Origin of the sequence: Caproicibacter sp. BJN0012, from assembly GCF_035986805.1 — a bacterium.
In the GTDB taxonomy this organism is placed as follows: Bacteria; Bacillota; Clostridia; order Oscillospirales; family Acutalibacteraceae; genus Caproicibacter.
In genome coordinates this window covers 824,426-849,995 of sequence record NZ_CP142518.1, presented here as the reverse complement: position 1 = coordinate 849,995, position 25,570 = coordinate 824,426, and the positions used below count along the sequence as shown (strand labels likewise).

26 protein-coding genes are annotated in these 25,570 nt (G+C 55.7%); 12 read left to right on the top strand and 14 right to left on the bottom strand.

Annotated features, from left to right (window positions below):
• Nucleotides 1-101 precede the first annotated feature (101 nt).
• The 4 genes from VA597_RS04075 to VA597_RS04060 all read right to left on the bottom strand — a co-directional run bounded on the left by VA597_RS04075 (nucleotide 102) and on the right by VA597_RS04060 (nucleotide 2,952).
• Nucleotides 102-1,172 carry a M24 family metallopeptidase gene (locus VA597_RS04075; protein WP_128741786.1) on the bottom strand — a complete coding sequence of 357 codons (1,071 nt, stop codon included), beginning with the start codon at nucleotides 1,170-1,172 and terminating at the stop codon, nucleotides 102-104.
• A 126-nt stretch (nucleotides 1,173-1,298) separates the two neighbouring features.
• Complete coding sequence (locus VA597_RS04070) at nucleotides 1,299-1,538, bottom strand: heavy-metal-associated domain-containing protein (protein ID WP_164918962.1); 240 nt, start codon at nucleotides 1,536-1,538, stop codon at nucleotides 1,299-1,301.
• Nucleotides 1,539-1,587: 49 nt separating this feature from the next.
• Complete coding sequence (gene gpmA / locus VA597_RS04065; RefSeq protein ID WP_326975249.1) at nucleotides 1,588-2,337, bottom strand: 2,3-diphosphoglycerate-dependent phosphoglycerate mutase; 750 nt, start codon at nucleotides 2,335-2,337, stop codon at nucleotides 1,588-1,590.
• A gap of 15 nt (nucleotides 2,338-2,352) precedes the next feature.
• The gene (locus VA597_RS04060) at nucleotides 2,353-2,952 is read right to left on the bottom strand and encodes a nitroreductase family protein (protein ID WP_326975248.1); all 600 of its coding nucleotides are present in this window, start codon (nucleotides 2,950-2,952) and stop codon (nucleotides 2,353-2,355) included.
• 201 nt (nucleotides 2,953-3,153) lie between these two features.
• On the opposite strand from VA597_RS04060, the gene cutA reads away from it, so the two are divergent.
• Both cutA and VA597_RS04050 read left to right on the top strand, forming a co-directional pair.
• Nucleotides 3,154-3,483 (top strand): divalent cation tolerance protein CutA, encoded by a 330-nt coding sequence (cutA, locus tag VA597_RS04055; RefSeq protein WP_326975247.1) that lies wholly within the window; start codon nucleotides 3,154-3,156, stop codon nucleotides 3,481-3,483.
• A 33-nt stretch (nucleotides 3,484-3,516) separates the two neighbouring features.
• Complete coding sequence (locus tag VA597_RS04050; protein ID WP_326975246.1) at nucleotides 3,517-5,121, top strand: gamma-glutamyltransferase family protein; 1,605 nt, start codon at nucleotides 3,517-3,519, stop codon at nucleotides 5,119-5,121.
• Between the two features lie 47 nt (nucleotides 5,122-5,168).
• Here VA597_RS04050 and VA597_RS04045 read toward each other — a convergent pair whose 3' ends face one another.
• The 6 genes from VA597_RS04045 to VA597_RS04020 all read right to left on the bottom strand — a co-directional run bounded on the left by VA597_RS04045 (nucleotide 5,169) and on the right by VA597_RS04020 (nucleotide 12,013).
• On the bottom strand, nucleotides 5,169-7,463 hold the full coding sequence (locus tag VA597_RS04045) for an ABC transporter ATP-binding protein (protein ID WP_326975245.1): 2,295 nt from the start codon (nucleotides 7,461-7,463) through the stop codon (nucleotides 5,169-5,171).
• Nucleotides 7,460-9,187: an ABC transporter ATP-binding protein gene (locus VA597_RS04040; RefSeq protein ID WP_326975244.1), complete on the bottom strand. Its 1,728-nt coding sequence runs from the start codon at nucleotides 9,185-9,187 to the stop codon at nucleotides 7,460-7,462. The genes VA597_RS04045 and VA597_RS04040 overlap by 4 nt, the downstream gene beginning before the upstream one ends.
• A complete protein-coding gene (locus VA597_RS04035) occupies nucleotides 9,188-9,697 on the bottom strand; it encodes a MarR family transcriptional regulator (protein ID WP_128741778.1) in 510 nt (169 codons plus the stop codon). It abuts the gene before it with no gap.
• 77 nt (nucleotides 9,698-9,774) lie between these two features.
• Entirely contained in the window at nucleotides 9,775-10,020 is a 246-nt protein-coding gene (locus VA597_RS04030) for a hypothetical protein (protein ID WP_128741777.1), read from the bottom strand.
• A complete protein-coding gene (locus tag VA597_RS04025) occupies nucleotides 10,017-10,490 on the bottom strand; it encodes a hypothetical protein (RefSeq protein ID WP_243112618.1) in 474 nt (157 codons plus the stop codon). Before VA597_RS04025 ends, VA597_RS04030 begins: the two co-directional genes overlap by 4 nt.
• A gap of 170 nt (nucleotides 10,491-10,660) precedes the next feature.
• Nucleotides 10,661-12,013, bottom strand: coding sequence for an MATE family efflux transporter (locus VA597_RS04020; protein ID WP_326975243.1), 1,353 nt, complete (start codon nucleotides 12,011-12,013; stop codon nucleotides 10,661-10,663).
• A gap of 193 nt (nucleotides 12,014-12,206) precedes the next feature.
• Between VA597_RS04020 and VA597_RS04015 the strand changes: the two genes are divergently transcribed.
• Nucleotides 12,207-12,794, top strand: a complete 588-nt coding sequence (locus VA597_RS04015; protein WP_326975242.1) for a sigma-70 family RNA polymerase sigma factor — start codon at nucleotides 12,207-12,209, stop codon at nucleotides 12,792-12,794.
• 180 nt (nucleotides 12,795-12,974) lie between these two features.
• Here VA597_RS04015 and VA597_RS04010 read toward each other — a convergent pair whose 3' ends face one another.
• The 4 genes from VA597_RS04010 to VA597_RS03995 form a co-directional block, all read right to left on the bottom strand.
• Complete coding sequence (locus tag VA597_RS04010; protein WP_243112616.1) at nucleotides 12,975-14,282, bottom strand: TRAP transporter large permease; 1,308 nt, start codon at nucleotides 14,280-14,282, stop codon at nucleotides 12,975-12,977.
• Complete coding sequence (locus tag VA597_RS04005; RefSeq protein WP_326975241.1) at nucleotides 14,279-14,776, bottom strand: TRAP transporter small permease; 498 nt, start codon at nucleotides 14,774-14,776, stop codon at nucleotides 14,279-14,281. The genes VA597_RS04010 and VA597_RS04005 overlap by 4 nt, the downstream gene beginning before the upstream one ends.
• Before the next feature lie 55 nt (nucleotides 14,777-14,831).
• Nucleotides 14,832-15,935: a C4-dicarboxylate TRAP transporter substrate-binding protein gene (locus VA597_RS04000; RefSeq protein WP_128741773.1), complete on the bottom strand. Its 1,104-nt coding sequence runs from the start codon at nucleotides 15,933-15,935 to the stop codon at nucleotides 14,832-14,834.
• A gap of 299 nt (nucleotides 15,936-16,234) precedes the next feature.
• Entirely contained in the window at nucleotides 16,235-17,035 is an 801-nt protein-coding gene (locus VA597_RS03995; protein WP_442861472.1) for an HAD-IIA family hydrolase, read from the bottom strand.
• Nucleotides 17,036-17,405: 370 nt separating this feature from the next.
• Between VA597_RS03995 and VA597_RS03990 the strand changes: the two genes are divergently transcribed.
• The 9 genes from VA597_RS03990 (at nucleotide 17,406) to VA597_RS03950 (ending at nucleotide 25,569) form a co-directional block, all read left to right on the top strand.
• Nucleotides 17,406-18,122 carry a glycerol-3-phosphate responsive antiterminator gene (locus VA597_RS03990; RefSeq protein WP_442872787.1) on the top strand — a complete coding sequence of 239 codons (717 nt, stop codon included), beginning with the start codon at nucleotides 17,406-17,408 and terminating at the stop codon, nucleotides 18,120-18,122.
• Between the two features lie 165 nt (nucleotides 18,123-18,287).
• The gene (locus tag VA597_RS03985) at nucleotides 18,288-19,724 is read left to right on the top strand and encodes an NAD(P)/FAD-dependent oxidoreductase (RefSeq protein ID WP_128741771.1); all 1,437 of its coding nucleotides are present in this window, start codon (nucleotides 18,288-18,290) and stop codon (nucleotides 19,722-19,724) included.
• A 13-nt stretch (nucleotides 19,725-19,737) separates the two neighbouring features.
• The gene (locus tag VA597_RS03980) at nucleotides 19,738-21,003 is read left to right on the top strand and encodes an NAD(P)/FAD-dependent oxidoreductase (RefSeq protein WP_128741770.1); all 1,266 of its coding nucleotides are present in this window, start codon (nucleotides 19,738-19,740) and stop codon (nucleotides 21,001-21,003) included.
• Nucleotides 21,004-21,010: 7 nt separating this feature from the next.
• Entirely contained in the window at nucleotides 21,011-21,376 is a 366-nt protein-coding gene (locus VA597_RS03975; RefSeq protein WP_128741769.1) for a DUF1667 domain-containing protein, read from the top strand.
• Nucleotides 21,377-21,458: 82 nt separating this feature from the next.
• Nucleotides 21,459-22,469, top strand: coding sequence for an inorganic phosphate transporter (locus tag VA597_RS03970; protein ID WP_128741768.1), 1,011 nt, complete (start codon nucleotides 21,459-21,461; stop codon nucleotides 22,467-22,469).
• Nucleotides 22,470-22,475: 6 nt separating this feature from the next.
• Complete coding sequence (locus VA597_RS03965) at nucleotides 22,476-23,090, top strand: DUF47 domain-containing protein (protein ID WP_128741767.1); 615 nt, start codon at nucleotides 22,476-22,478, stop codon at nucleotides 23,088-23,090.
• Nucleotides 23,091-23,240: 150 nt separating this feature from the next.
• Nucleotides 23,241-24,929, top strand: coding sequence for a recombinase family protein (locus VA597_RS03960; protein ID WP_326975240.1), 1,689 nt, complete (start codon nucleotides 23,241-23,243; stop codon nucleotides 24,927-24,929).
• Nucleotides 24,930-24,943: 14 nt separating this feature from the next.
• Nucleotides 24,944-25,249: a sigma-70 family RNA polymerase sigma factor gene (locus VA597_RS03955; RefSeq protein ID WP_326975239.1), complete on the top strand. Its 306-nt coding sequence runs from the start codon at nucleotides 24,944-24,946 to the stop codon at nucleotides 25,247-25,249.
• Between the two features lie 89 nt (nucleotides 25,250-25,338).
• Nucleotides 25,339-25,569, top strand: a complete 231-nt coding sequence (locus tag VA597_RS03950; protein ID WP_326975238.1) for a hypothetical protein — start codon at nucleotides 25,339-25,341, stop codon at nucleotides 25,567-25,569.
• Nucleotide 25,570 lies beyond the last annotated feature (1 nt).

The following is a 25,570-nucleotide window of genomic DNA, read 5'->3' as shown; positions in this document are numbered from 1 at the left end:
ACCGCAGAAATCCCGTCACGCGACGGGATTTCTGTATAAACGAATCAGAATATTACATACCGTATTGATTCATTGCCCGTTTTCGGGGACAATTCGCCTGTTCAGACGATGGTCAGTTCTTTGGTGTAATGGTTCAGCACCTCGCAGCCGGATTCCGTCACCAGTACCAGGTCCTCGATCCGCACGCCGAATTCCCCCCGCAGATAGGACCCCGGTTCAACGGAGAACACCATGCCGGGCTGCGCGACAGTCAGACTTGCCGGACCGTTCTCCGGCGCTTCGTGACAGTCGAGCCCGCAGCCGTGACCGAGGCGGTGTGTAAAATACCTGCCGTATCCCGCCTGCTCCAGCACGCTTCTTGCAGCGCGGTCGATCTCGCACATCTGTACGCCCGGGCGGATCATCGCCTCCGCCGCAAGATTTGCTCGTTTCACGGCGTCGTACACTTCCCTCTGCCGGTCACCGGCGCGGCGGAAAAACACCGTGCGCGTCATATCGCACCAGTAGCGGCGGATCGGATTGAACAGGTCGAGGACGACGCAGTCCCCTTCCCGGATCACCGCGTCCGAGGGTTCGTGATGCGGGTCGGCGGCGTTGGCTCCGAACGAAGCGATCTCGATCTCAGGCGAATGGTCCCCGCCGTTTTGGGCATACAGGTTCTGTACGGCGAGCGCGATTTCATTTTCACGCGCTCCTTCCTTCACCATGCCGACGGCAAACGCCATAACTTTGTCGTTGACCTGCGACGCTTGCCGCATCGACGCGATTTCCTCTTCGTCCTTCCGCATGCGGGCAAGATCGACCGGGGCGGAACCTTCCACAGGCACAAGGTCGCTCCTGCTCTGCAGAAGGCCGACCAGAAACCCGGACCTCCACGTTTTGTCAATACCGATTTTGCCCGGCAGCAGGGCGTCGGCAAGAGCCTGCACGGGGTTCTCTCCATCTTTGTGCAAAATCAGTTCCACCCCCGCCTGCGGCTTCAGGCAGAACAACTCGTTGCCGAACAGCTTGACGGTTCCGTCGCTCCGAAGATAGAGAACGAGCATGCGCTCGAAAGGTTCCACCCAGACCCCGGTCAGATAATAGACGGACGGAGTGGCCGTCACCAGAATCTGGTTCAGGTCTTCCTTTCGCATATATGTAATCACTTTTTCCAATCGTTCCCGATTCATTGCCACATTCTTCCTTCCAATCAAATGTGATTTTATTTTACCGTTTTCCGCACCGCTTTTCAAGGCGAATTCTTCCGTGAAACAAAAAACGGCCGCGCGGCCCGAAAAAAGCCGCGCGGCCTGTTTTTACATTCTATGCTCCTGCCAGTGCTCGGCTTCGACGGCGCACCCGCACTCGTCCAGCTTGCCGCGGAGCTGATCCGGCCCGGTTCCCGTTGTATCGTAGTCGACGGCCACCCTGTCGCGGTCCCTGCTGATGCTGACGGAGAGAACGCCCGGAATCGAGTCGAGGCGGCGCTTGATTTCTTCGCAGTCTCGCTGGTCTTCCTGATGCTTCAGGCTGAAATAGACGCTGGCCTTAGACAAAAAAATCACCTCCCCGCTTAGTATGTGCGGCGGGGAGGTTTCTATCAGATCATGATTCCTTCGTCTTTCCCTGATCGGCAACGCTTTGGATTTTGGCCCGGATCAATTCCGGATCGCCAAGGTATTCTTTGCCGGTGACGTTCCACTTTTCATCAAGCGTATAGACCAGAGGCACGCCGGTCGGGAGATTGACCCCCGTGATTTCCTCCTTCGAGAGCTTTTCAAACCAGTAAATCAGCGCGCGCAGGGAATTTCCGTGAGCCGCGATGAGAACACGCTTTCCGCTTTCCATCTCTTTTCGGATGTTCCGCTCAAAATAAGGAACGACCCTTGCGATGGTATCCGCCAGACTTTCACCCCGCGGCAGCTCCCGCGCCGGCACATCCCGGTACTGGACCTGAAGGCGGGGATTCCGTCCGTCGCCGTCGTCCAGCAGGGGCGGACGGACGTCAAAGGAGCGCCGCCACACCTGTACCTGCTCTTCGCCGTATTTTTGCGAGGTTTCCGCCTTGTTCAGCCCCTGCAGCGCGCCGTAGTGGCGTTCGTTCAGCTTCCAGCTTTTCACGACCGGAAGCCATTCCCGGTCCATCTGCTCTAAAGCTAGATTCAGCGTATGGATGGCTCGCTTCAGGCAGGAGGTGTAACACAGGTCGAAGTCAAAGCCGTTTTGCCGAAGCAGAGCCCCCGCGTTTCGCGCCTCTTCCCTGCCGTTGTCGGACAGGTCCACGTCCGTCCAGCCGGTAAACAGGTTCTTTTTGTTCCATTCGCTCTCCCCGTGCCGAAGCAATACCAGTTTCATGGAGCTCCCCCGTTTCTACCGGAACGCCTTGACCCGTTCGTCAACGTTCCCCGTATCCTTGCTCTCCGGTTTGCCCTCCACGCTGCCGAACGGCATCTGAGCCAGCAGCTTCCAGCTCTTGGGGGCGCCCCAGTTCTCCCTCACCTTTTCGTCGATCAGCGGATTGTAGTGTTGCAGGCTTGCCCCCAAGCCCGCTTCCTCCAGCGCCGCCCATACGGCAAGCTGCAGCATGCCGGAGGACTGAAGCGACCAGAGCGGGAAATTGTCTTTGTAGGGCGGGAATTGATTCTGCAGACCAGTGACGACGTCCTGATCTTCAAAATAAAGAACGGTCCCGTACCCGCTGCGAAACGAGTCGATCTTTTCCTCCGTCTTGGCGAAGCGGTCCGTCGGGATCATGCCCTTCAGGATTCCCTTAAGATCGTCCCATAAGCGGTCATGATTTTTCCCAAACAGGACAATGACACGGGAACTTTGAGAATTAAACGCACTTGGAGACGCGCTGACCGCACGGCGGACAATCGAAAGGATTTCATCTTCCGTCACGGCGGAGTTCCTCCCGATGGAATAGATCGAGCGGCGGCTTTCGAGCGCCTTTAAAAAGTTTTCCTTCATATCGAATCCTCCCTTTTACCGATTCTTTTTCTATTTTTATCATAACCGATTTGATTGGTAAAATCCACCGCAAAAACAGAGAAACGCAAGGGCAGGCAGAGCAAATTTTTGTTTAAAAAATAATAATTATTATCATTTATCTCTCTTTACAAAGATGACTCTTTTCGCTATAATGCAGAAAAACGGAAGGGAGAACAGCACATGGAATTTGAATTCTGCAAAATGGAAATCTTCGTTCCAAAATCGCACCTGGAAGCCATTCGCAGGGCGCTGCAAAGCGCGGACGCGGGGCATATCGGAAATTACGACAGCTGTCTTTCCTACAGTGAAGTCACGGGCTGCTGGCGCCCGCTGGAGGGAAGCCACCCTTACCGCGGCGAACAAAACCGGATATGTGCCGAAAAAGAATGCAAGGTGGAAGTCATCTGCAAAAAAGACAGCGTGGAGGAAACCATCCGGGCGGTAAAAGCGGCGCACCCCTATGAAGTGCCGGTCATCAACGTCATCCCACTGTACCGCACGGGACTTTAATACAAATCATGGCATAAAAGGGAGGCTTGAAGCATGGACCGGAATTTATCTTACCGATACCCGTCCACCCGCAAAGTGGTATTCGGAACAAAGGGAATGGTCGCGACGTCGCAGCCGCTCGCCGCGCAGGCCGGGCTGGATATTTTAAAACAGGGAGGCAATGCCGTCGACGCTGCCGTCGCGGCGGCGGCCATGCTGGCCGTGACGGAGCCGATGTCCAACGGCGTGGGCGGGGACGCGTTCGCGCTGGTCTGGAGCGGCGGCCGGCTGCACGGCCTGAATTCCAGCGGACGGTCGCCGGCTCTGCTGAGCGCCGAGGCCGTGCGGAACCGCGGTTTTTCGGAGGTGCCGCGCTTCGGCTGGCTGACCGTCACCGTTCCGGGGATTCCGGCCGCCTGGGCAGAGCTTTCCAAAACCTTCGGCCGGCTTCCTCTGACGCGGACACTGGAGCCCGCCGTCGCCTGCGCCGAGGACGGCTGGCCGGTCGCGCCGGTGACCGCGGCCAGCTGGAAACGGTTTGAGAAGGAGTTCCTCAGCGGGCTGGCCGGGCCGGAATACGCGCCGCTCCGGGACACCTTCTTCCCGTCGGGGCGCTCGCCCCTCGCGGGGGAATTGTTTCGTCTGCCGGAGCTTGCCGAAACGCTGAAAGAGCTGGCCGCGACCGGCTGCGAGAGCTTTTACCGCGGCGGGCTGGCGGAAAAAATCGACCGGTTCTCCCGCGCAACGGGCGGCCTGCTCCGAAAAAGCGACCTGGAGCGGCACTCATCGGACTGGGTCCGTCCTCTTCACGTCCTCTACCGCGGATACGAAGTTTCGGAGCTTCCGCCGAACGGGCATGGAATCGTGGCGCTGATGGCGCTGAATCTTCTAAAGGGATTCCCGATGGAAAGCAGGGACAGCGCGCTCTGCATTCACCGCATGATCGAATCCATGAAACTGGCCTACGAAGACGGCAAAGCCTACGTGGGCGATCCCGCGGCGATGAAAGTTTCCGCCGAAAACCTCTTGAGCGAATCCTACGCTGAAGAACGGCGCAGCCTGATCGGCGGCCGGGCAATCCTCCCAAGGGCGGGACAGCCCGAAAAAGGCGGTACGGTCTACCTCTGCACGGCGGACGCCGAGGGGAATATGGTTTCCTACATCCAGAGCAGTTACTGCAGCTTCGGTTCCGGACTGGTGGTGCCTGAAACCGGCATTTCCCTTCAGAACCGGGGAATGAATTTTTCCATGGACCCGGAATCCGGAAACTTCATCGGACCCGGCAAGCGGTCCTACCATACGATCATTCCCGCGTTTCTCTCCAAAGACGGCGTCCCGGTCGGGCCGTTCGGGGTAATGGGCGGCTTTATGCAGCCCCAAGGGCACCTGCAGGTCGTGACGAACACGGTGGACTTCGGCCTGAACGCCCAGCAGAGTCTGGACGCGCCGCGCTGGCGCTGGACCGGCGGAAACCGGATCGAGGTGGAACCGGAATTCCCCCCCTACCTGGTGAGGGAACTTGCGGACCGCGGCCACGAAATCAGCATCTCCACCGTTACGGACGATTTCGGCAGAGGGCAGATCATCTGGAGGAATTCGCAGGGGGTCTTCACGGGGGGCAGCGAATCGCGGGCGGACGGACAGGTGGCCGCCTGGTAGCAAACAGCGGCGCGGAGCAAGAGCCCCGCGCCGCTGTTTTACTTTGGCTATTCCAGATTCGCCCCGGTGAACTGGCTGTTGTAAAGATCGGCGTAAAATCCGTTTTTCGCCATCAGCTCCCGGTGGTTCCCGGCTTCGACGATCGTCCCGTGATTCATCACGAGAATCAGATGGGCGTCGCGGATCGTGGAAAGCCGGTGCGCGATGACGAAGTTGGTCCTCCCCTGCATCAGCACGCTCATCGCTTTCTGAATCAGGACTTCGGTGCGGGTATCCACGCTGCTCGTCGCTTCATCCAGAATCAGCACGGCCGGATCGGCAAGGATCGCGCGCGCGATGGTCAGAAGCTGCTTCTGCCCCTGCGAGATATTGGAAGCCTCCTCGTTCAAAACCGTCTGGTAACCGTCGGGCAGGGAACGGATAAAGCGGTCCGCGTGAGCGGCCTTCGCCGCGGCCACGATCTGCTCGTGCGGGGCGTTTTCCTTTCCGTAGGCAATGTTTTCCTCAATCGTCCCGTTGAAAAGCCAGGTGTCCTGGAGCACCATGCCGAACAGGGTGCGCAGATTTCCCCGGACGATATTCCGGATATCCACCCCGTCAAAGGTAATGGCGCCGCCGTTGATCTCATAAAACCGCATCAGAAGATTGACCAGGGTGGTTTTTCCCGCTCCGGTCGGCCCCACGATGGCGACGGTTTCGCCCTGCTTGAAATCGAGGTTCATGTCCTCCATCAGCGGCGCGGACTCCGAGTAGCCGAATTTCACGTGGTCAAAGCGAATATTTCCCTTCGGATTTTCGAGTCTCACGGCGTCAGCCGCATCCGGAATCTCCTCCTCCTCGTCAAGGACTTCAAAAACGCGCTCGGCGCAGGCGAGGGTGGACTGAATGATGTTCGCAATGTTGGCGGTCTGGATGATCGGCATGGAGAACGACCTGGAGTATTGGATGAACGCCGTGATATCCCCGATGTTCAGCATGTTTTTCGTCACGAAAATTCCGCCGACCACCGAAATCAGCACATAGCCGATATTGCTCACGAAATTCATCAGCGGATACATGACCCCGCTCATAAACTGAGCCTTCCAGCCGGCGTCGTAAAGGTCGTCGTTGATCTGCTCAAAGGTCTCGATTGATTCCTTTTCCCGGCCGAACGCCTTCACAATGACGTGGCCCGTGAACATCTCTTCGGTGTGCCCGCTGAGATTGCCGAGATGCTCCTGCTGCGCTTTGTAGTATTTCTGGGAGTGGGAGGCGATCAGCATGGTGACGCCGATGTAAAGCGGCAGGGTGCACAGCACGATCAGCGTCAGGATCGGGCTGTAGAGCAGCATCATAATGACGTAGCCGAAAATCTGGCACACGGACTGGATCAGCTGCGTCAGGCTCTGCTGCAGCGTACCGGAAATGGTGTCGATGTCGTTGGTCATCCGGCTGAGGATATCGCCGCTTGTATGCCCGTCATAGTATTTGAGCGGCAGCCGGGAGAGCTTGTCGTTCAGATCCTTCCGCAGGCTGTAAACCGTCAGCTGGGCAACGCCCGACATCATGTACTGTGTCAGGAAGGAAAACAGGGAGCTGAGCAGATAGATCCCCAGCAGGAACAAAAGAGTTTCGGCGATGGCGCCGAACGGAATCGCTCCGTCCGTCTCCCGGATGTCATTCAGATATTTTTGAAGGTCTTCGTCGCTGATTTGAAACGACTGGCCGCTTTTGCCGGACTGGGGCATCTTTTTCGCCAGAGCGGCGATTTGCCCGACCGCCGCCGCTTTTTTGTCCGCGCCGGAAAGATCGGCGACGCGGGGGAGCCTGACAAACGCCCGCATAGCGGCGAGCTGTTCCCCCGAAATGGACTGGGAAAGTTTTTCGGAATACGCCTTGTCCGCGGCTGCCGCCGCCTGCTGCTCCGCCGCGGCGATCTGTTCCCCGGAGGCTCCCTGCTTTTCCAGAGCGGCGCGGGCGGCCGATTTGGCCTCTTCCTCCGCCTGAGCGCGCCCGGAATCAATCTGCTTCAGCTGGACGGTCAGGGCTGGGCCGAGGGAATCCTGCGCCTTGGTTGCCTCGGAAACAATGCGCTTCGCAATAAAGCCGTCGGTGAGCTGGTTGATCGCATTGCCGCTGATTCTCGGCGCCAAAACGGTAAAAGCGGTCGAAAAAAGCGTGAAAATCAGGACGAAAAGGAGCTTCCAGCTCTGCGGTCTCAAATACCCGGTCAGGCGCCGGAGGGTTCCCTTGAAATCTTTAGCCTTTTCCACGGGCCTGCCGATGGCTCCTCCCGGCCCCCCGCCGTGCTTCATGCCGCCCGGCCTTCCGGCGGAGCCGGTCCTGCGCTGATTTTCGCTCATGCCAATTCCTCCTCGGAAAGCTGCGACTCCACAATCTCGCGGTACACTTCGCATTCTTTCAGCAGTTCCCTGTGGGTCCCGATTCCGGCGACCGCACCCTCGTCCAGAACAATGATCCGGTCGGCGTCCATCACGGTCCCGACGCGCTGCGCGACAATGATGACGGTGGCGTCCGCCGTGTTCTTTTTCAGGGCCGCGCGAAGCCTCGCGTCCGTTTTAAAATCGAGCGCGGAAAAGCTGTCGTCAAACACGTAGATCTCCGGCCTCCTGACCAAAGCCCTCGCGATGGAAAGGCGCTGCTTCTGCCCGCCGGAAAGGTTCCGGCCGCTCTCGGCAAGCAGGGAATCGTACCCGTCCGGCATCCCGGTGATAAATTCGGAGGCCTGCGCCACCTGCGCGGCGTGGCGGATCTCCTCCTCCGTGGCGTCCTCCCTGCCGTACAGCAGGTTCTCTTTGACGGTGCCCGTGAAAAGGCTGGCCTTCTGGGGGACAAAGCCGATCCGTTTTCTCAGGTCCTCCTGCGTCATCGCCTTCACATTCGTGCCGTCGACCAGGATCTCCCCCTCATCCACATCGTAAAAGCGGGGAATCAGATTGATCAGCGTGCTCTTGCCGCTGCCGGTCCCCCCGATGATGGCCGTGGTCTCCCCCGGCCTGACGGAAAAAGAGACATTGCGGATCGCGGGCTGTTCCGCCCCGTGGTAACGGAAGGTGACGTTCCGGAATTCGACATAGCCCCTTTCCTCTTCCGCAGCTTCCGGCTGATCCGGATCGACGATTTCGGGGGTTGTCTCCAGAACCGCGCTGATGCGGTCGGCGGCGGCCTGCGCGCGGGGAATCATGACAAACATCATGACAAACATCAAAAGCGAAAACATGATCTGCATCGCGTACTGGGTAAACGCCATCAGCGCGCCGATATTCATTTCCCCGGTGTCGATCCTCTTGCTCCCGAACCAGAGGATGCTTGTCGAGACCAGATTCATAATCATCATCATCATCGGCATCAGAAACGCCATAATGCGGTTGACACGGATATAAGTGTCGGTCAGATCCCGGTTGGCGTCTTCAAACCTAGCCTTTTCATGGCCGATCTTGTCAAAGGCCCGGATGACCCGGATCCCGGTCAGATTCTCCCGAAGGATCAGATTGATCCGGTCCAGCTTTTTCTGCACCTGGCGGAACAATGGAATGACCCTCGAGGTCACGAGCCAGATGACCAGAATCAAAATGGGAAGCGCCACGGCAAGGACAATCGTCAGCGTCCGGTCCTGATGATAGGCCTGCATGATCCCTCCGATACAGGTCAGCGGCGCACGAACCATCATATTGATGATCATGATCGTGACCGTCTGTATCTGGATAATATCGTTGGTCGTCCGCGTAATCAGGGTCGACGACCCGAATTTATCAAACTCGTGCAAAGAAAAGTTTTCCACACGGCGGAAAACCTGGTTTCTCAGGTTTCTGCCCAATCCGAGGGCAACTCTTGAACCGAGATAGCCCGCCGCCACAGCACAGATCACGCCGCCCGCGGCAATCAGGAGCATGATTTCGCCGGTTTTCCAGATATAGCCGATGTCTCCAGCCATGATACCGCTGTTGACGATATCCGACATCAGGGTCGGCAGATAAAGGTCGGACATCACCTGAAGAAACAGAAGAAGCAGGATCGTGATGATCGAAGCTGCAAACGGCTTCAGGTTCCGATAAATTTTCAGCATTCATAGACCTCCCGGGTGATGAGCCTCAAGATTGTTTTTTTGCTGGATCTGGCCAAATTCGTAGCGGAACGCTTCATCGAGAAGCTCCGCCAGCATTAAACTCTTTTCCGCTCCGAGGTAGAGGACCAGTCCATGGATATGGGCGGCCAGCCGTCTCCTGTGGGCTAGGAGAAGCCGGCGGCCTCCCTCGGTCAGCCGGATGCGGTTAATCCGCCTGTCCCTGTCGTCGGTGCTGCGCTCCACCAGATCCATTTTTTCCAGATGATAAGCGGCGGGAGTCACAGTCGGAGATTTCAGGTTCAAACAGCGGCTCAGTTCCTTGATGCTGACGCCCTCTGGGAAATCGGGTTCCAACTGTTTCAGGGCAAACAGGATCATCATGTCGCTGTGCCTGCATTCATGGCTTTGCGGGTGCTTCCCGCGGTATGGGATGTCGCGCAGCCGGCGGAACTGGACCATGGCGTCCAACAATCTTTTTGTTGCCTCTCCGGTGCGTCCTTCTTCTGGCATCCGGCAACCTTCTTTCAAAATTAATTAGGATTTCTATCTATTTGGTTTCCTAATTATACGCCTGCTTCGCCGGAGGGTCAACATTTTAATTTTATAGGTTTTCCAATCAAATTAAAAAAACAATTGTGTACTATACCCAAAAACATGGAATCAATCCGGACTCGCCCGACGCGAAAGAGGGCTGTCCAAAAATTGGAAAGCTGTTTGCGGCACAGCGCCGCTGAGAAGTCACAAAAAAGAGGGACAGCAAAAGTCCCCTGTTCAGCTTTTATCTGAACAGGGGACTTTTGCTGTTTCACCGCCCGCCGTCGGGATGCTTTCAAGGGGTATCCTCCCAGTCCACAACTTCCTTCGCCGACGGAACCCGAGCCTCTTCCATCAATTTCAGCATTTCAAGCGCGCTGCGGAAACTCTGTGTCTTTTCCTGCTCCACCCAAGTGATGCTTCCCTGCCAGGTCGCATTCTGACGGAATTTGATGTGCACCAGAAAAGTAGCGCGGTCCTGCTTTAAAGCTGTTTCAATGTCCGGTTCCATGAAGTTTTCCACCTTCCTGACGATCGTTTTTGTATACTTGGATTCAAAACTTCGGCTTTGGGACGATGCCTGGGGAAATTGCATACTGTCACACAGCTGGTCTATCGCAAACAGAAGTTCCGTTTCGCTTTTAAAAGCAAAAGCCCTGCGGTAGTATCCGCTGAAAAGGCATCCGGCCATCCCAGCGTCCGGCTTTGCATCCAGAGAAATCAAAATCTGAGCGGGTGAAAGTTTTCCTTTGTAATTCGTATTCAGCATTACCTTTCACTTTCCATAATTTAGGATTTTTATTATTATATACGATTTCAGTCGACCCGTGGGCACTGAAACAAGTTAAAAATCCCTTCCTGGATGATATTAGGAGACAGAATTGTCCAATTGGCGTCAATTGCGGGAATTCATCGTCCGGAAAACAGATTTGATTTTGCCTATGCGCCTGTCTGAATGGTAGTCCTTCTCACTGAACAGTAGAGGAAAATGCTTGCGGCAAGCGATACGCTCTCCGCGGCCGGAAACGCGAACCAGACCGCGTCCAGCCCGATTTTAGACAGCAGGTACGCGCACGGAAGCAATATGACAAGCTGTCGCAGGAGCGAAATAATCAGGCTTTTCACCCCGTCGCCGACCGCCTGAAAGGTTGTGGAAAAAACGATGCCGAACGCGGCGGGCAAAAAGCAGAGCGAGATGGTGCGAAGCGCCGGGACCCCGATCTGGAGCATACGGCCGGATGCGTTGAAAATCAGCAGAAGCTTGTCCGGTATCAGCCAGAACCCCGCCATGCCGATTCCCATGATGACCGCCGCAATCGCGCAGCCGATTTTGACCGCGCTGAGCAGACGGCTGATCTTTCTCGCTCCGTAATTGTATCCCATTACGGGCATCAGCCCCTGATTCAGCCCAAAGACCGGCATAAAAACAAAAGACTGAAGTTTGAAATAGACGCCGAAGACGGCGACTGCCGTACCGGTGAAACCGATTAAAATCGCGTTCATGCCGACCACCATGACGGAACCGGTCGACTGCATGACAATGGCGGGCAGCCCCACGGCATAAATATTCTGTACCGTGCGCCAGTTGACGCGGAAAAAGTGAAAATCCACTTTCACTTCATGTTCTCTGAAAAGCAAAACCAACAAGGCAACCACCATAGACAGAATCTGAGCGATCACCGTGGCGATCGCGGCGCCCCTGACCCCCATGGCAGGCACCCCAAAAAGCCCAAAAATAAAAACCGGGTCAAGCAGCATGTTGCCCACGGCGCCAATCAGCTGAAAGATCATGGGAAAGACCATATTCCCGGTGGCCTGCAATATTTTCTCAATGTTGATTTCAACGCATGCTCCGAAGGAAAACATACAAACGGTGCTCATGTAGGCGGAACCCATCGAAACAATCTCGGGGTCCGAGGTAAAGGCTCTCAGAAACGGGCCCGAACAAAACAGGCCGATAACAAAAAACAGCAAACCGTTTGCAAGCCCAAGAAGAAGCCCATGGGTTGCCGCCTGGTCGGCCTCTTCCCTGCGGTTTTCTCCCAGTCGGCGTGCGATCAGCGAGTTCAGGCCGACCCCGGTCCCGACCGCCACCGCAATCAGCAGGGTCTGAACCGGAAACACCAGCGACACGGAGGTCAGCGCGTTTTCACTGATCTGTGCAACAAAATAGCTGTCCACGATATTGTACAGCGCCTGGACCATCATGGACAGGACGGCCGGAATAGACATCGTGACAATCAAACGAAAAATGGGCATGGTGCCCATCTTATTTTGCCGATTTTCTTCCAAATGGGTTACCCTCCTTTAAATTCTCTCTTATTTTATCTGATTCCGGCGAAACTTACAACCATGCAAACGAAAATATACGGGGCGGCACTGGGCGGCCAATCCTTTCCCGGCGGCGGAAACCCCGTCGGACTTGCAACAAGCCGGGGATGTCCCGCATATACTGAAGATACATGATTCCAAGGGGGCGAACATCTTGTTCGAAGCACTTTTGAGCCTGGCTCTTTCCGGCTTCCTCTTTTTTGTGCTTCACGTCGCGGGCTCCGGGTCTTTTCCCCGGCCGTTAACCGCGCAGGAGGAGAAGGAATGCCTGGAAAAAATGAAGAACGGGGATCCGAAAGCAAAAGCAGCACTGATCGAACATAACCTCAGACTGGTCGCACACATCATCAAAAAGTATTACTCCAGTTCCAGCGAACAGGACGACCTGATTTCCATTGGCACCATCGGGCTGATTAAAGCGGTGAATACCTTTGACAGTTCCAAGGGAATCCGGCTTTCCAGCTACGCGGCAAGATGTATTGAAAATGCTATTCTATCATTTCGGACACCGGTGACGCGGCAAAAAGAGGGGCGGCTGCTACGCCGTCCCCTCTTTTTGCCGCTCCCGAAGAATCCGGGTTGCGATCTCTTTCTTTTGTTCCACCGGACAGTGAATCCGCTCTATGTACTTCGCAATCGCGCTGCTGTGGACCGCGGCGACCCTTCTTTGCAGTTCCTTCTGTTTTTCCCCTTCGGCCGGATAGTAAACAAGGATATTCAACCGCTCCCCTCCATTGCATAAATTCCAGAGCATTTATATTCTTCTCCGAAATATTTTATGTAACGGAAAGGCTCTTTGCAGATTCCAGGGTCCATTTGATACCGAAATCAGGGAACAGAAACCTCCCTTGATCGTCCGCAGGAGTTCGGCCCGCGCAGACAATCAAGGGAGGCAGACAGGCAACCGGCCGGTTGCAAATTTTCAGCCCTGCACGCCGTAAATCAGGTTTGGCAGGACCAGGCTCAGGAATGGGACAAAGGTGATAATGATCAGCACAACAAGCAGCGCAAACATGAAGATCCAGCACTCGCGCACGAAATCGCTGATCTTGCATCCCGTAATGCCGCAGGTGGTGAACATCATGGAACCAAACGGAGGCGTCAGGCCCCCGAGCATGATGTTCACGATGCAGATCATGCCGAAATGGACCGGGTCGACCCCCATCGCCGTGACCACGGGCACCAGCAGGGGCGCGATGATCATCAGCGCGGCTCCGCCTTCGAGGAACATGCCCATGATCAGCAGGATCAGATTGCACAGGAGCAGCATGACGTACTTGTTCTGGGTCAGCGTGGTCATCCCGACGGCCACCATCTGGGGAATGCCCACCCAGGTCAGGTAATAGCCGAACACGCTGGCCGATACCATGATCATGACGACCGCCGCGCTGCCCGCGATCGATTCCTTCATGATGGGGATGAAGTCCCTTCTGAAGTTGAGTTTCTTGTACACGAATTTGCCGATGATCACGGCGTACAGAACCGCGATCGCGCCGCCTTCGGACGGCGTGAACATGCCGGCCCGCATGCCGAGGATGATGCCGAACGGAAAAAACAGTCCCCAGAAGGAAACCAGCGCCTGGCGGCCAATTTCCCCCAAAGTCGCGCGCTTTCCACGGCTCGGCTGATAATTGCGCTTTTTGGAGATATAAGCCACCGCCACCATCAGGGACAGGCCCATCAGGATCCCCGGAATATACCCGGCGGCAAACATGCGGCCCAGCGAGCAGCTTGCAAGCACGGCGTAGACGATCAGGTTGACTCCGGGCGGGATCACCGGCGTTGCAGCGGACGAGGCGGCGGTGATTGCAGTCGAAAACGCCTTGGAATACCCGCGTTCCTCCATCTGCGGCTCAAGCATCTTTGCTTCCATCGCGGCGTCCGCGTTCGCGGAGCCGGAGCAGCCGCCCATCAGCATGCTCAGCAGAACGTTGACCTGCGCGAGCCCTCCGCGCATATGCCCGGTCAGCACCTCCGCGAAATCCATCATCTTCTCGCTGATGCCCGAATAGTTCATGATCGACCCGGCCATGACGAAGAACGGAATCGCCAGCAGGTTAAAAGACTGCGAGCTTGTCAGCACCTTCTGCAGGATCAGATCCATCGGGGATGTCGTATCGATAAACGCGAAGTAGAAAAAAGTGGAGCCGAGCAGGGCGTACACAATCGGGATGCCGGCAAAATACAGGACAAACACCAGCAAAATCGGCAGGAATGCCAAAGAACTCACAGCTGCTCAGCCTCCTTTCCAAAAGATGTCATCGTTCTTAAATCCCGGATAAAAAACAGGATGGCCCACACCAGCGAAACCACAAAGCTGACGGCTACCGGCACGGTGTTCCACAGGACGGTTACCTGCATGACCTTGGAAAGATTCATGCGGGAATTCCACATATAGGTCAGACTAACCACGGCAAGAGTCCCGATGATCAGAATGACGACGGCGTTGATCACGCAGGCGAAAGCGGAGCGAATCCGATCCGGCAGAAGCCTCACCAGAAAGTCCACGCCCAGGTGCGTTCCCTGGCGAAAACAGACCTCGCCGCCCGCAAAAATGCTCCAGACAAAGAGCGTCGTCGCAACTTCTTCGCCCCAAACCAGCGGTTTGTTTGCAAAATAGCGGCAGAACACGTTGAGCAAAACAACCAGCGTCATTCCGATCATCGCCGCGCCGGTGATAACGGAGTCCAGATTGTACAAAAACAGTTTCAGTTTAGCTTTCATAAGTTTCCTTCTCAGTTGTTATGTATCGGGTTGCGTACGGAACTTTTCATGAAAATCAGCCGCGCATTTTCTTGAGTTCGGCCAGCAGCCTTTCATGGATGTCCGGCGAACATTTCTTGTCGGAAACCAGCCAGTCATAAACCTTGTCGCAGGATTTTGTGAAGGCGTCCATATCGACATCGTTGAACGTGACGCCAAGGCTCTTCAGCTTTTCGACGGTCCCCGCCTCGTCCTTCTCCGACGCGGCGCGGCAGTCCTTGGCGCCCTGAGCAAACTCTTCGTCAAGAATCTTGCGGTATTTTTCAGGAATGCTGTCGTAAACCTTGGTATTGATAAACGCGCCGCGGGTCGCGATAAAATGGCGGGTCAAAGCGACTTTCTTGACGACCTCGTAAGCGCCGGTGCCAAGCAGGGTGGATTCGGAACCTTCAAATCCGTTGACCGTGCCGGTCTGAATCGCCGATATGCACTCGGTAAACGCCATCGGAGTGGCGGCGGCACCCATGGCCTCGATCGTCTTGACAAACAGCGGGCTCTCCGTGCTGCGCAGTTTCATGCCCTTTAAATCGTCCGGAGTCTTGACGTCCTTGTTTGTGCAGAGGCTGCGGAATCCGAATTCATAATTCATCGAAAGGAAATGGAATCCAAGATCCTCGGCCTTTTTCTGCATCTCCTTGTAGAGGTCCGTGTCCTGCATTTTCTCCCACTCGTCGTTGTTCTGATAAAGCATCGGGCCGACCAGCGCGGCGAAATCGGGAACATAATCGCCCAGGTAGGAGGGCTCTTCGACGGCGATCCAGTTCGCCCCGCGCTTCACCTGCTCCATGCTGTCGTTATAAACGGAAAGCTGTCCCTGGCCGAAAACCTGGATTGTTATGTGCCCCTGCGTTTTTTCCGTTACGCTTTTTCCGATCGCCTCCATGGTTTTATAAACCTGCTCCTGCGGCTGGAACACATGGCTCAGCTTGATCGTAATGTGAAAATTATCATCATCCGACTTGCCGGCCGCCGCGGAACTGCCGGCCGAGGCGGCTCCGCCTCCTGTGCTGGTCGAAGATCCGCCGCATCCGCTCATTGTACCCAGAATCAGCGCCATGCCCAGAACACCGCTCACAGCCGTTTTCAGCAGGCTGCGAAAAGAGATTCTTGCCTTTTTCATAACGAAATCATTCCTTTCCTAAATCTTGTTGCGCTTATAACCTGCACGGTTCAAGAAGCTGACACCGCAAAAAGCCCTTATGAGCATTAAAAAAAAGCATCCTGCGAATGAGGACATACCCTGCCCCCGTCGCATTCTGCTTTTTACTCATAGCTCTTAAAGCATTCTGCATATTCAGTTTCCAAAACTACCAAATTTAGAATACCATAATCTTCCTGCGATAGCAAGGCACAAGATTACACATAATTTATATAATTTTTTATAAAAAATAACGAAATATGTTTATGTTGCCAAAAATCTTAGAGCTTCAGAAGAATTTGCCCCATCTCTCCCAATGAAGCATATACACCGTCCGGAATAACTTTTGATTTTGTCAGGTCCTCGGGCCGGGTTTCGCCGGTCATCACCAGGATCCCTTTCGCCCCGTTCTGAACGCCCGTCGCCACGTCGGTATAAAGCCGGTCGCCGACAAAAGCGATTTGTGGAGGAGCATAACCCGTTTGATCCAGAATCATTTCGACGGTCTCCGCGAACGGTTTGCCCAGATATTTCGGCTTCTTCCCGGTGGAAAGGCTGACGGCCGCGCAGAAGCTGCCGCAGTCAGGGATAAATCCCGTCTCCGTGGGACAGTTGATGTCCAGATGCGTTGCAAGGAACAAAGCTCCGTTGCGGATATAAGTGCAGGCGTTGGAAAGTTTCTCATAGGTCAGTGTGGTGTCAAACGCCATAACGACAAGATCCGGCTGCTCCTGCGTGAGCGGGATCCCCGCTTCGCGGAAGCTCTCGATCAGAGGCGGCGTGCCCACCAGATAAACCGTCCTGCCGGGATAATGCGTCCTCAGGTAACGGATCGTCACGTCGCCGCTGGTCATAATCTGTTCTCTTGTGATGGGACAGCCCATCCCGGCGAGTTTGCGGATATAGTCCCCGGGAGAACGCGACGAATTATTGGTAAAGAACAAATAATCCCTTCCCGTCCGTTTCACCGCCCGCAGAAAATCCGCCGCGCCGGGAAGGATCCGGCCGCCAAGATAAAATGTGCCGTCCAGATCAAGCACGAACAGCCGCGTGCTCCGCAGCAGCTCCATCCTGTTCTCCAAACATGTTCCTCCTTCCCTGTTTTGCGGCATGCAGGAATAGTCCGAAGCCGGAACCGGCGCGACCGCCTTTTCCGGCGGGGAAAAGGGTAAACAAAAAGCAGAGGTTGACAGAATTTGAGGGATTTCTCCCTGATCCTGTCGCCCCTGCTCTTTTCTCTTAAGGCGCATTCTGTTGCCCGATATTTACGGCGCTGTCAGTACTTTAACACCTCCATGGTGTATTTGTCAAATAAAAATTTGTTTTCATGAAAAATTTTGTTAAATTTTACAAACTATTTTCCGTTTCATTGTGCTATTTGATGATTTTATTTTTATCGGTTGATTTTCCCAAAGGAAAGTGTTAGGATAAATGACAGAAATCAATTAAAATATGCAGTACATAATTCGTGCCAGCACAGCCTCAGAGATCAGAGCAGGGGTAAAGCAAACGGAATGTAAATTCGGTTCGTTTGCGTTACTCTTTTTTGTTTTCTGGTTCTTCGCTGCGGCTGGTTCCAGGGGAGGAGTTCTGAACGGATTGGATACCGCCGCCTTTGTGAACGCTGTCGTTGCCAACCCGATCATCGCGGCAATTAAAGATGACGACGGCCTGAAAAAATGCCTTGTCTGCGATAATATCCGAATTGTCTTTGTCCTTTACGGGGATATCTGCAATATTCCCGGGATCGTCCGCCGCTTAAAAGCCGCCGGCAAAATTGCGGTTGTGCATGTCGACCTGATCATCGGGCTTTCCAATAAGGAAGTGGCCGTCGATTTCATTCACCACAGCACGCAGGCGGACGGAATCATTTCCACACGGCAGACCTTTATTCACCGCGCGAAAGAGCTTGATATGAATTCCATCCTGCGCGTATTCGTATTGGACTCCATCGCTCTTTCCAGCCTGGAAAAGCTGGAATCCGCCCATCCGGATTTTATCGACGTATTGCCGGGAACCATGCCGAAAACGATCCGCAAAGTCTGTTCCATTGTTTCCGTGCCGGTTCTGACCGGCGGGCTGATCGCCGACAAGGAGGACGTCATTGCCGCATTGGAAGCCGGCGCCGTAGCCATTTCAACAACCAATCAGGCAATCTGGGAAATGTAAGTATTTTCGGGATTTCAATTCGATACCGGTCTCACGACGAGCTGGAGAAATGCGTGAACCGAATGGATTCCGCTGCGCTTCATACGGGGCGGCGGAATCTGTTCGGTTCTTTTATTATCCGCCATCCATGGCCTTGTAATTTGCAGGAAAAGGAGCTGTCATTTTGTGTACGATATTGTAATTATCGGAGCCGGCGTATCCGGCTGCTCCATAGCGAGGGAACTTTCACGCTATCGCGCCGAAATTTGTGTCGTTGAAAAATGCGAGGATGTCTGCTGCGGCACATCCAAGGCAAACAGCGCGATCGTTCACGCCGGCTTTGACGCAGCGGCAGGCAGCCTGATGGCAAAGCTGAATGTGCGCGGAAACGAAATGATGGAGCCGCTTTCCAGGGAACTGGATTTTCTCTTCCGCCGCAACGGTTCCCTTGTCACCGCGCTGCGCGGGGAAGACCGGCCCAGCCTGACCGAGCTGTACCGGAACGGCCTTGCAAACGGCGTTAAGGGAATGAGGATCCTGGACCGGGAAGAACTGCGCGCCATGGAGCCCAATGTCGCGCCGGAAGCGGTCGCCGCTCTTTACGCTCCGACCGGCGGCATCGTGTGTCCCTTCGGACTGACGATCGCTCTGGCGGAAAACGCCTGCACGAACGGCGTGGAATTCCGGTTCAATACGGAAGTGAAAAATCTGCGGCCCGTCAAGGGAGGTTGGGAACTGAGCACCTCCAAGGGGCCGCTGGCGGCGAAATATATCGTAAACGCCGCCGGCGTTTATGCCGATATTTTCAACAATCTGGTCAGCGGGGTCAAAATCCATATTACGCCGCGGCGCGGCGACTACTGCCTGCTTGACAAATCAACCGGCGGCTTTGTTAGGCACACGGTTTTTCAGCTTCCGGGAAAATACGGCAAGGGCGTTCTGGTCAGCCCCACCGTGCACGGGAATACGATTATCGGCCCGACCGCCTTCGATATTTCCGACCGCGAAGGGAACAACACGACCGCCGAGGGTTTGCAGGAACTGATCGGGAAAGCCGGTAGAATGGTCAAAAATCTGCCGATCCGCCAGGTCATCACCAGCTTTGCGGGCCTGCGGGCGCACGAGGACCGCCATGAATTCATCATCGGCGAGGCCCCGGACGCGCCGGGCTTCATCAACTGCGCGGGCATCGAGTCCCCGGGGCTGACCTCTTCGCCCGCGATCGGCGAAATGGTGGCGAACCTGCTGCGCGGCAAGCTGGAGCTACAGCCGAATCCTGATTTTAACGGCGTGCGCAAGGGCGTTCTGGACCCCGGCAGGCTCAGCCGTGAGGAATATGAGCAGCTCATCCGGGAAAAGCCGGAGTACGGCAATCTAATCTGCCGATGCGAAATGATCACCGAGGGGGAGATTCTGGACGCGATCCACCGCCCGCTGGGCGCCAGAAGCCTGGACGGGGTCAAGCGCCGCACCCGGGCCGGGATGGGCCGGTGCCAGGCGGGGTTCTGCACCCCGCGCACCATGGAAATTCTCGCCCGCGAGCTGGGAATCCCCCAGCCCGAAATTACAAAATGCGGCGGCGCGTCCAACCTGATCGTAGGCGCCAACAAGGATGTACTGTGAGGAGGAATGCCAAATGAAACAATACGATATCGTCATCATCGGCGGCGGCCCCGCCGGCCTCGCCGCGGCAGTTTCCGCCCGCGACGCCGGCGCGCGCGGCATTCTGATCCTGGAGCGCGACTCCCGGCTGGGGGGCATTCTGAACCAGTGCATTCACAACGGTTTCGGCCTGCACACCTTCCATGAAGAGCTGACCGGCCCGGAATACGCCCAACGGTTCGCCGACGAGGTCCGCAAAAGGAAGATCGAATATAAGCTCGGCACGATGGTGGTCGGCATCACCCGCGAAAAGGTGGTGACCGCTGTGAACCCCTCCGACGGCCTGATCGACATTCAGGCAAAAGCCGTTATCCTGGCCATGGGCTGCCGGGAGCGCAGCCGCGGCGCGCTGAACATCCCGGGCTACCGCCCCGCGGGCATCTACAGCGCCGGCACGGCGCAGCGCCTGGTCAACGTCGAGGGCTACCTGCCCGGCCGCCGCGCGATCATCCTCGGCAGCGGCGACATCGGCCTGATCATGGCGCGGCGCATGACGCTGGAGGGTGCGAAAGTTCTGGCCGTGGCGGAACTAATGCCGTATTCCGGCGGTTTGAAGCGCAACATCGTCCAATGCCTGGACGACTTTCATATCCCGCTGAAGCTGAGCACCACCGTCGTGGATATCGAAGGGAAGGAGCGCGTCAGCGGAATCACGCTGGCCAAGGTGGACGAAAACCACAGACCCATCCCGGGCACGGAAGAGCATTACGACTGCGACACGCTGCTGCTGAGCTGCGGCCTGATTCCCGAAAACGAGCTGAGCCGGGGAATGGGCGTGCAAATCAATTCCGTCACAAACGGCCCGTGCGTCAACGAGAGCCTGGAGACCAGCATCCCCGGCGTGTTCGCCGCCGGAAACGTACTGCACGTTCACGACCTGGTGGACTATGTCAGTGAAGAGGCCGCAGCCGCGGGCAAGGCCGCGGCCGGATACGCGGCTGCGGGCGGAGCGGAGGCTGTTCGCCGGGAAATCCCGATCGAAACCTCAGGAGGCCCCCGCTATACCGTGCCCTGCACCATCGACCCCTCCCGCATGCCGGAAAAACTCACGGTCCGCTTCCGGGTCGGCGGCGTCATCAAAGACAAGGCCGTCAGCGTCTACTTCGGAGAGGACCGCATCATTCACCGCAGGCGCCCCGTAATGGCCCCCGGCGAGATGGAGGAAATTGTACTGACCAGAAAAAATTTCGAAGACCACCCCGGTCTTTCCAAGATCAGGATCTGCGTGGAAAGTGTGTGATTTTATCATGGAAAAGCGCAATTTGATCTGCATTGGCTGTCCGCTGGGCTGCCCGGTCACGGTGGAGCTGGACGGCCGGAACATCGTTTCCGTCACAGGAAACACCTGCCCGCGCGGCGATGCCTACGCCCGCAAGGAAGTGACAAACCCGACCCGCATCGTGACCAGCACGGTCCGGGTTTCCGGAAGCATCACCGGCGCGGCGACCGTCTCCTGCAAGACCCGGACGGACGTCCCGAAACAGAAAATTTTCGAGGTGATCCGCGGCATAAAGGACATCACGATACCCGCGCCTGTCCATATCGGCGATGTCATACGGCCGGACGTCGCCGGAACCGGCGTGGATCTGGTCGCGACAAAGGACGTCGAATGACGGCCCTCCGGCCATCCGCTCCACCCCCCGGATGGGATTCTTCTGCAGGCGGGACTGTCAGATGAAATATTTTTAGGAGGCGATTATCATTGTATTTTTTTATAGCGCCGTATTCCTGATTTTTCTCTATATCTTCATCACCGGCTTTCACGACGAGGGAAATCTGATCGCCACCATCATCGCCTCGCGTTCGCTGAACGTCCCGTTTATTTTCGCGCTCGCTTTTCTTTCCCAGTTTTTCGGCACCGCCCTGCTGGGAACGAAGGTCGCGGAAAGCACGGTGTTCGGCCTGTTCCATGTCGACCCGATTCTGAAAAACCCGGGCGGGACCGCGGAAATGATCTCCGCGGCAATGCTAGGGGCAATCGTCTGGAATATCGTCACATGGATCATAAGAATCCCCTCCAGCTCGTCCCATGCGATCGTCGGCGGGATGCTGGGGCCGTTTGTGATGAAGTTCGGGTTTTCCGTGATCAATGTCAGGGGGCTTCTGCTCAGCGTGCTTCTCCCCCTGTTCACATCGCCGATCATCGGATTTATTTTCGGATATTTTATTTTCAAGCTGAATAAAGTGATTTTTGAAGGCCGCGGCGTACAAATCAAAAAGATGTTTCAAGGAATGCAGGCCAGCACCTGCATTCTGAGCAACGCCTTTCAGGGTTCAAACGACGCCCAGAAGGGGATTGGAGTTCTTGCCCTGCTTTTGATGGCCTTTTCCGGCTCCTCCGAATTCAGGGCGTCACAGAACGTCATGCTGCTCTCGGCTTTGACCATCTCTCTCGGCCTGGTGCTTGGCGGGATGAAAATGATCAACAGCGTTGGAACGAAAATCTACAACGTCAAGTCGCTGCACTCCCTGAGCGCCCAGATTTCATCCCTGTTCGTCATCACCGGGGCGTCGGTCATGGGTTTTCCCGTAAGCGGAACGCAAATCGTGAATTCCTCCATTTTCGGCGTCGGCGCGGCCGACCGGCCCAACGCGGTCGGCTGGCTCTACGCGAAAGACATGCTGACCGCGTGGCTGATCACGATTCCAGCTTCCTTTTTCATTTCTTCCGTGTTTTACTGGATCATTCACAGAATAGGAGGGTAAACGCACATGAAATTATTGAAGATCTTCGGCTGCAACGTCGATTTTTTCCAACTGCTCCGGGAGCAGTCGGAGTATATCCTGAAAGCCGTGCGTGCGCTTGACTCCTATGTGCAGAGCCTCAACCCCGACGATGCGGATGAGGTCAAATCCCTGGAGGAGCAGGCGGACCGGAAACGATTCGAGCTGGTGCAGGGCCTGGACAGCACCTTTATCACCCCCTACGACCGGGAGGACATCTACATGCTCTCCAAATCGCTGGACGACATTCTCGACTATTACAAGACGACCGTAAAGGAAATGGAAATCTATCAGATCGGCCAAAGTCCTGAACTGGCCGAATTCATCGCCGTTTTAAAGGATGCGAGCGTGAACATTCACAACGCGGTGTGCTGCATGGAAAAAAAGCCGAAAGCGGCGGTTCAGTGCGCCGTCAAAGCGAAAAAGTGTGAAAACAAGGTGGAATCCATCTACCGCCACTCCGTGGCCGCTCTGCTGATGGGGGACGATATCAAATATATCCTGAAAATGCGCGAGCTGTACCGGCACCTGAGCAATTGTGCGGACCGGATCGACGAAGCGTCCGACATGATCTGCCACATCCTCATGAAGGAAATTTCCTGATCCAACCGGCAACGAAGCCGGTTGGGGCGGCGCCCTCCCCCCTTCTCCGTGCGGATTTCCGCCCGTCAGCCGTCCCCGTTTCTCGACCGGCTGTGACTTCAGGCCGTGATATACTGGAATAAAGTACGGAACGGGCGAGGTTGGGGAGAGATGGAAAAGCAGGTTCAAACGCGGATCGCGATCTATTCGCGCAAGTCGAGGTTTACAGGAAAAGGCGAGAGCATTGAAAACCAGATCGAGCTCTGCCGGCAGTATATCGCGCAGAATTACGGCACGGCGGAAGACAGCCTCCTCGTCTATGAGGACGAGGGTTTCTCCGGCGGCAGCACGGACCGTCCGCAGTTTAAAAAAATGATGGCGGATGCCAGGGGGAAAAAATTCTCCATCCTTGTCTGCTACCGTCTTGACCGGATCAGCCGCAATATCGGAGATTTCGCCGGACTGATCGAAGAACTGGGTTCCCTGTCGATCTCCTTTGTTTCCATCCGGGAGCAATTTGACACCGCTTCGCCCATGGGGCGCGCCATGATGTATATCGCTTCCGTGTTTTCACAGCTGGAGCGGGAAACAACGGCGGAGCGGATCCGGGACAACATGCGGGAACTTGCCAAGACCGGCCGCTGGCTGGGAGGAACAACGCCGACGGGATACCGGTCCCAGCCAATCGAGAAGGCCGCCTCAGATGGAAAGACCCGCAGGGCCTTTCGGCTGGTCTTTCAGCCCGACGAAATCAAAACGGTCCGGCTGATCTTTCAGAAATTCCTGGAAACGGATTCCCTGACCCAGGTGGAAACGTTCCTGATCCAAAACAGCATTCCGTCAAAAACCGGGAAGCGATATACCCGGTTCGCAATCAAAAACATTCTGGAGAACCCCGTTTACATGGCCGCCGATCCGGACGCCTATCGCTATTTTGCAGGTTCCGGCGCCGAGCTCTGCGCGGCGGAGAAAGACTTTGACGGCAGTCACGGCATCATGGCCTACAATAAGACGCTTCAGCAGCACGGCAAAGCGAACCGGGCGCGGGAAATGTCCAACTGGATCGTCGCCATCGGCAGGCACCAGGGGATCCTGTCCGGGGAGGACTGGATCCGCGTGCAGAAGATGCTGGAACGGAATAAGTCGAAATCCTACCGCAAACCAAAGAACAACACCGCTCTGCTTTCCGGGCTGCTTCGATGCGGGAGATGCGGCTCCTACCTGCGTCCCAAGCTGACCCGGCGGAAAAATCGGGATGGAGAGCCGGTCTACACCTACCTGTGCGAGCTCAAGGAAAAAAGCCGGGGCCGGAAATGTTCCGTTCCGAATATCAACGGCAATTCTCTCGATCAGGCCGTCTGCTCCGAAATCATCAGCCTTCCGGAGGACGGCTCCGCTTTTCTTCAGCATTTGAAAGCCTGCTGTCAGGCCCTGAAGGAGGACAGGGATGATCTGGACACAGAGCTGGAACGGCTGAACCAGTCCATCCAAAACGCGGAAAAAGCAATTTCAAACCTCGTCTCCGCTCTCGCGGAAGGCCGAAGCAGCGCCGCAAGCCGGTACATCATCAGGCAGATCGACGAATGGAAGGAAAAAGAAGATTCCCTTGAAGCGGGAATTCAGCAGTTGAAAGACCGGGCGGAAATCCGCTTTCTGCCGGACGAACAAATTGAAATGGCAGCGGACGCGCTTCGTTCCTTTTCGTCAGCTTTCGGCTCCATGACCGTCGATGAAAAGCGCTGCGCGCTGCGCTCCCTGATCGACCGCGTTGTCTGGGACGGGGAAACGGTCAGCATCTGTCTGTTCGGCGCCGGCCCCGAGGCCACTGCCGACGGCGGAGATTCCACAGCGGGAGAATAGCAAATGAAGTCCTGATGTATTTTCGTTCCTCCAAAAAAAGCGCGCAGGATATTTCCATCAACGAACCGATCGACACCGACAAAGACGGCAACACCCTTACTCTGATCGACATTATGGCGACGGAAGACAATATCCTTGACAATCTGGATTACAAGATGAAGTCCGAACAGCTGAAAAAATACATAGACAATGTGCTGTCCCCCCGCGAGAGGACCATTATCCGCCTCCGGTACGGCCTGGACGGCATTGAGCCGCTGACCCAGCGGGAGGTGGCTCAGAAGCTCGGCATTTCCCGCTCCTATGTATCCGAGCGCGCCTAATGTAAGCGATGAGGCTGACAAAAATAAAAGCGGCCATTCATCCCAGCTGTTGAAGGGAATAAGCCTGATACTGAGGAAGCCGTTCCGGAATGGAACGGCTTCCTGTTCAGATAAATCCTTATTCGGAGTACTATGTTTTGCTTTGTGCTAATATTGCGCTTGTTATTAGTACAAAACATAATTGGGGGATGATGGTGGAAGTATTGGGACTATTAAGTTTCAATTTTTTACAACTTTTCAGTTTCACCGGGTTATCTCTCCTGTGGCCAAGTAGCTCATCCCAGGTCGGTGCTTTATCAAAACAGGGTGCTATCGCTTAAT

Bases quoted from the DNA above. Each gene is read 5' to 3' on its own strand.
- VA597_RS04035 (WP_128741778.1), bottom strand. From the start codon at position 9,697: ATGCCAGAAGAAGGACGCACCGGAGAGGCAACAAAAAGATTGTTGGAC.
- VA597_RS04040 (WP_326975244.1), bottom strand. From the start codon at position 9,187: ATGCTGAAAATTTATCGGAACCTGAAGCCGTTTGCAGCTTCGATCATC.
- VA597_RS03980 (WP_128741770.1), top strand. From the start codon at position 19,738: ATGAAACAATACGATATCGTCATCATCGGCGGCGGCCCCGCCGGCCTC.
- gpmA (WP_326975249.1), bottom strand. From the start codon at position 2,337: ATGAAACTGGTATTGCTTCGGCACGGGGAGAGCGAATGGAACAAAAAG.
- VA597_RS03955 (WP_326975239.1), top strand. From the start codon at position 24,944: ATGTATTTTCGTTCCTCCAAAAAAAGCGCGCAGGATATTTCCATCAAC.
- VA597_RS03960 (WP_326975240.1), top strand. From the start codon at position 23,241: ATGGAAAAGCAGGTTCAAACGCGGATCGCGATCTATTCGCGCAAGTCG.
- VA597_RS04005 (WP_326975241.1), bottom strand. From the start codon at position 14,776: ATGAAAGCTAAACTGAAACTGTTTTTGTACAATCTGGACTCCGTTATC.
- VA597_RS04025 (WP_243112618.1), bottom strand. From the start codon at position 10,490: ATGCTGAATACGAATTACAAAGGAAAACTTTCACCCGCTCAGATTTTG.
- VA597_RS03975 (WP_128741769.1), top strand. From the start codon at position 21,011: ATGGAAAAGCGCAATTTGATCTGCATTGGCTGTCCGCTGGGCTGCCCG.
- cutA (WP_326975247.1), top strand. From the start codon at position 3,154: ATGGAATTTGAATTCTGCAAAATGGAAATCTTCGTTCCAAAATCGCAC.
- VA597_RS03990 (WP_442872787.1), top strand. From the start codon at position 17,406: ATGCAGTACATAATTCGTGCCAGCACAGCCTCAGAGATCAGAGCAGGG.
- VA597_RS04075 (WP_128741786.1), bottom strand. From the start codon at position 1,172: ATGAATCGGGAACGATTGGAAAAAGTGATTACATATATGCGAAAGGAA.
- VA597_RS04060 (WP_326975248.1), bottom strand. From the start codon at position 2,952: ATGAAGGAAAACTTTTTAAAGGCGCTCGAAAGCCGCCGCTCGATCTAT.
- VA597_RS03965 (WP_128741767.1), top strand. From the start codon at position 22,476: ATGAAATTATTGAAGATCTTCGGCTGCAACGTCGATTTTTTCCAACTG.
- VA597_RS04050 (WP_326975246.1), top strand. From the start codon at position 3,517: ATGGACCGGAATTTATCTTACCGATACCCGTCCACCCGCAAAGTGGTA.
- VA597_RS04045 (WP_326975245.1), bottom strand. From the start codon at position 7,463: ATGAGCGAAAATCAGCGCAGGACCGGCTCCGCCGGAAGGCCGGGCGGC.
- VA597_RS03950 (WP_326975238.1), top strand. From the start codon at position 25,339: ATGGAACGGCTTCCTGTTCAGATAAATCCTTATTCGGAGTACTATGTT.
- VA597_RS04000 (WP_128741773.1), bottom strand. From the start codon at position 15,935: ATGAAAAAGGCAAGAATCTCTTTTCGCAGCCTGCTGAAAACGGCTGTG.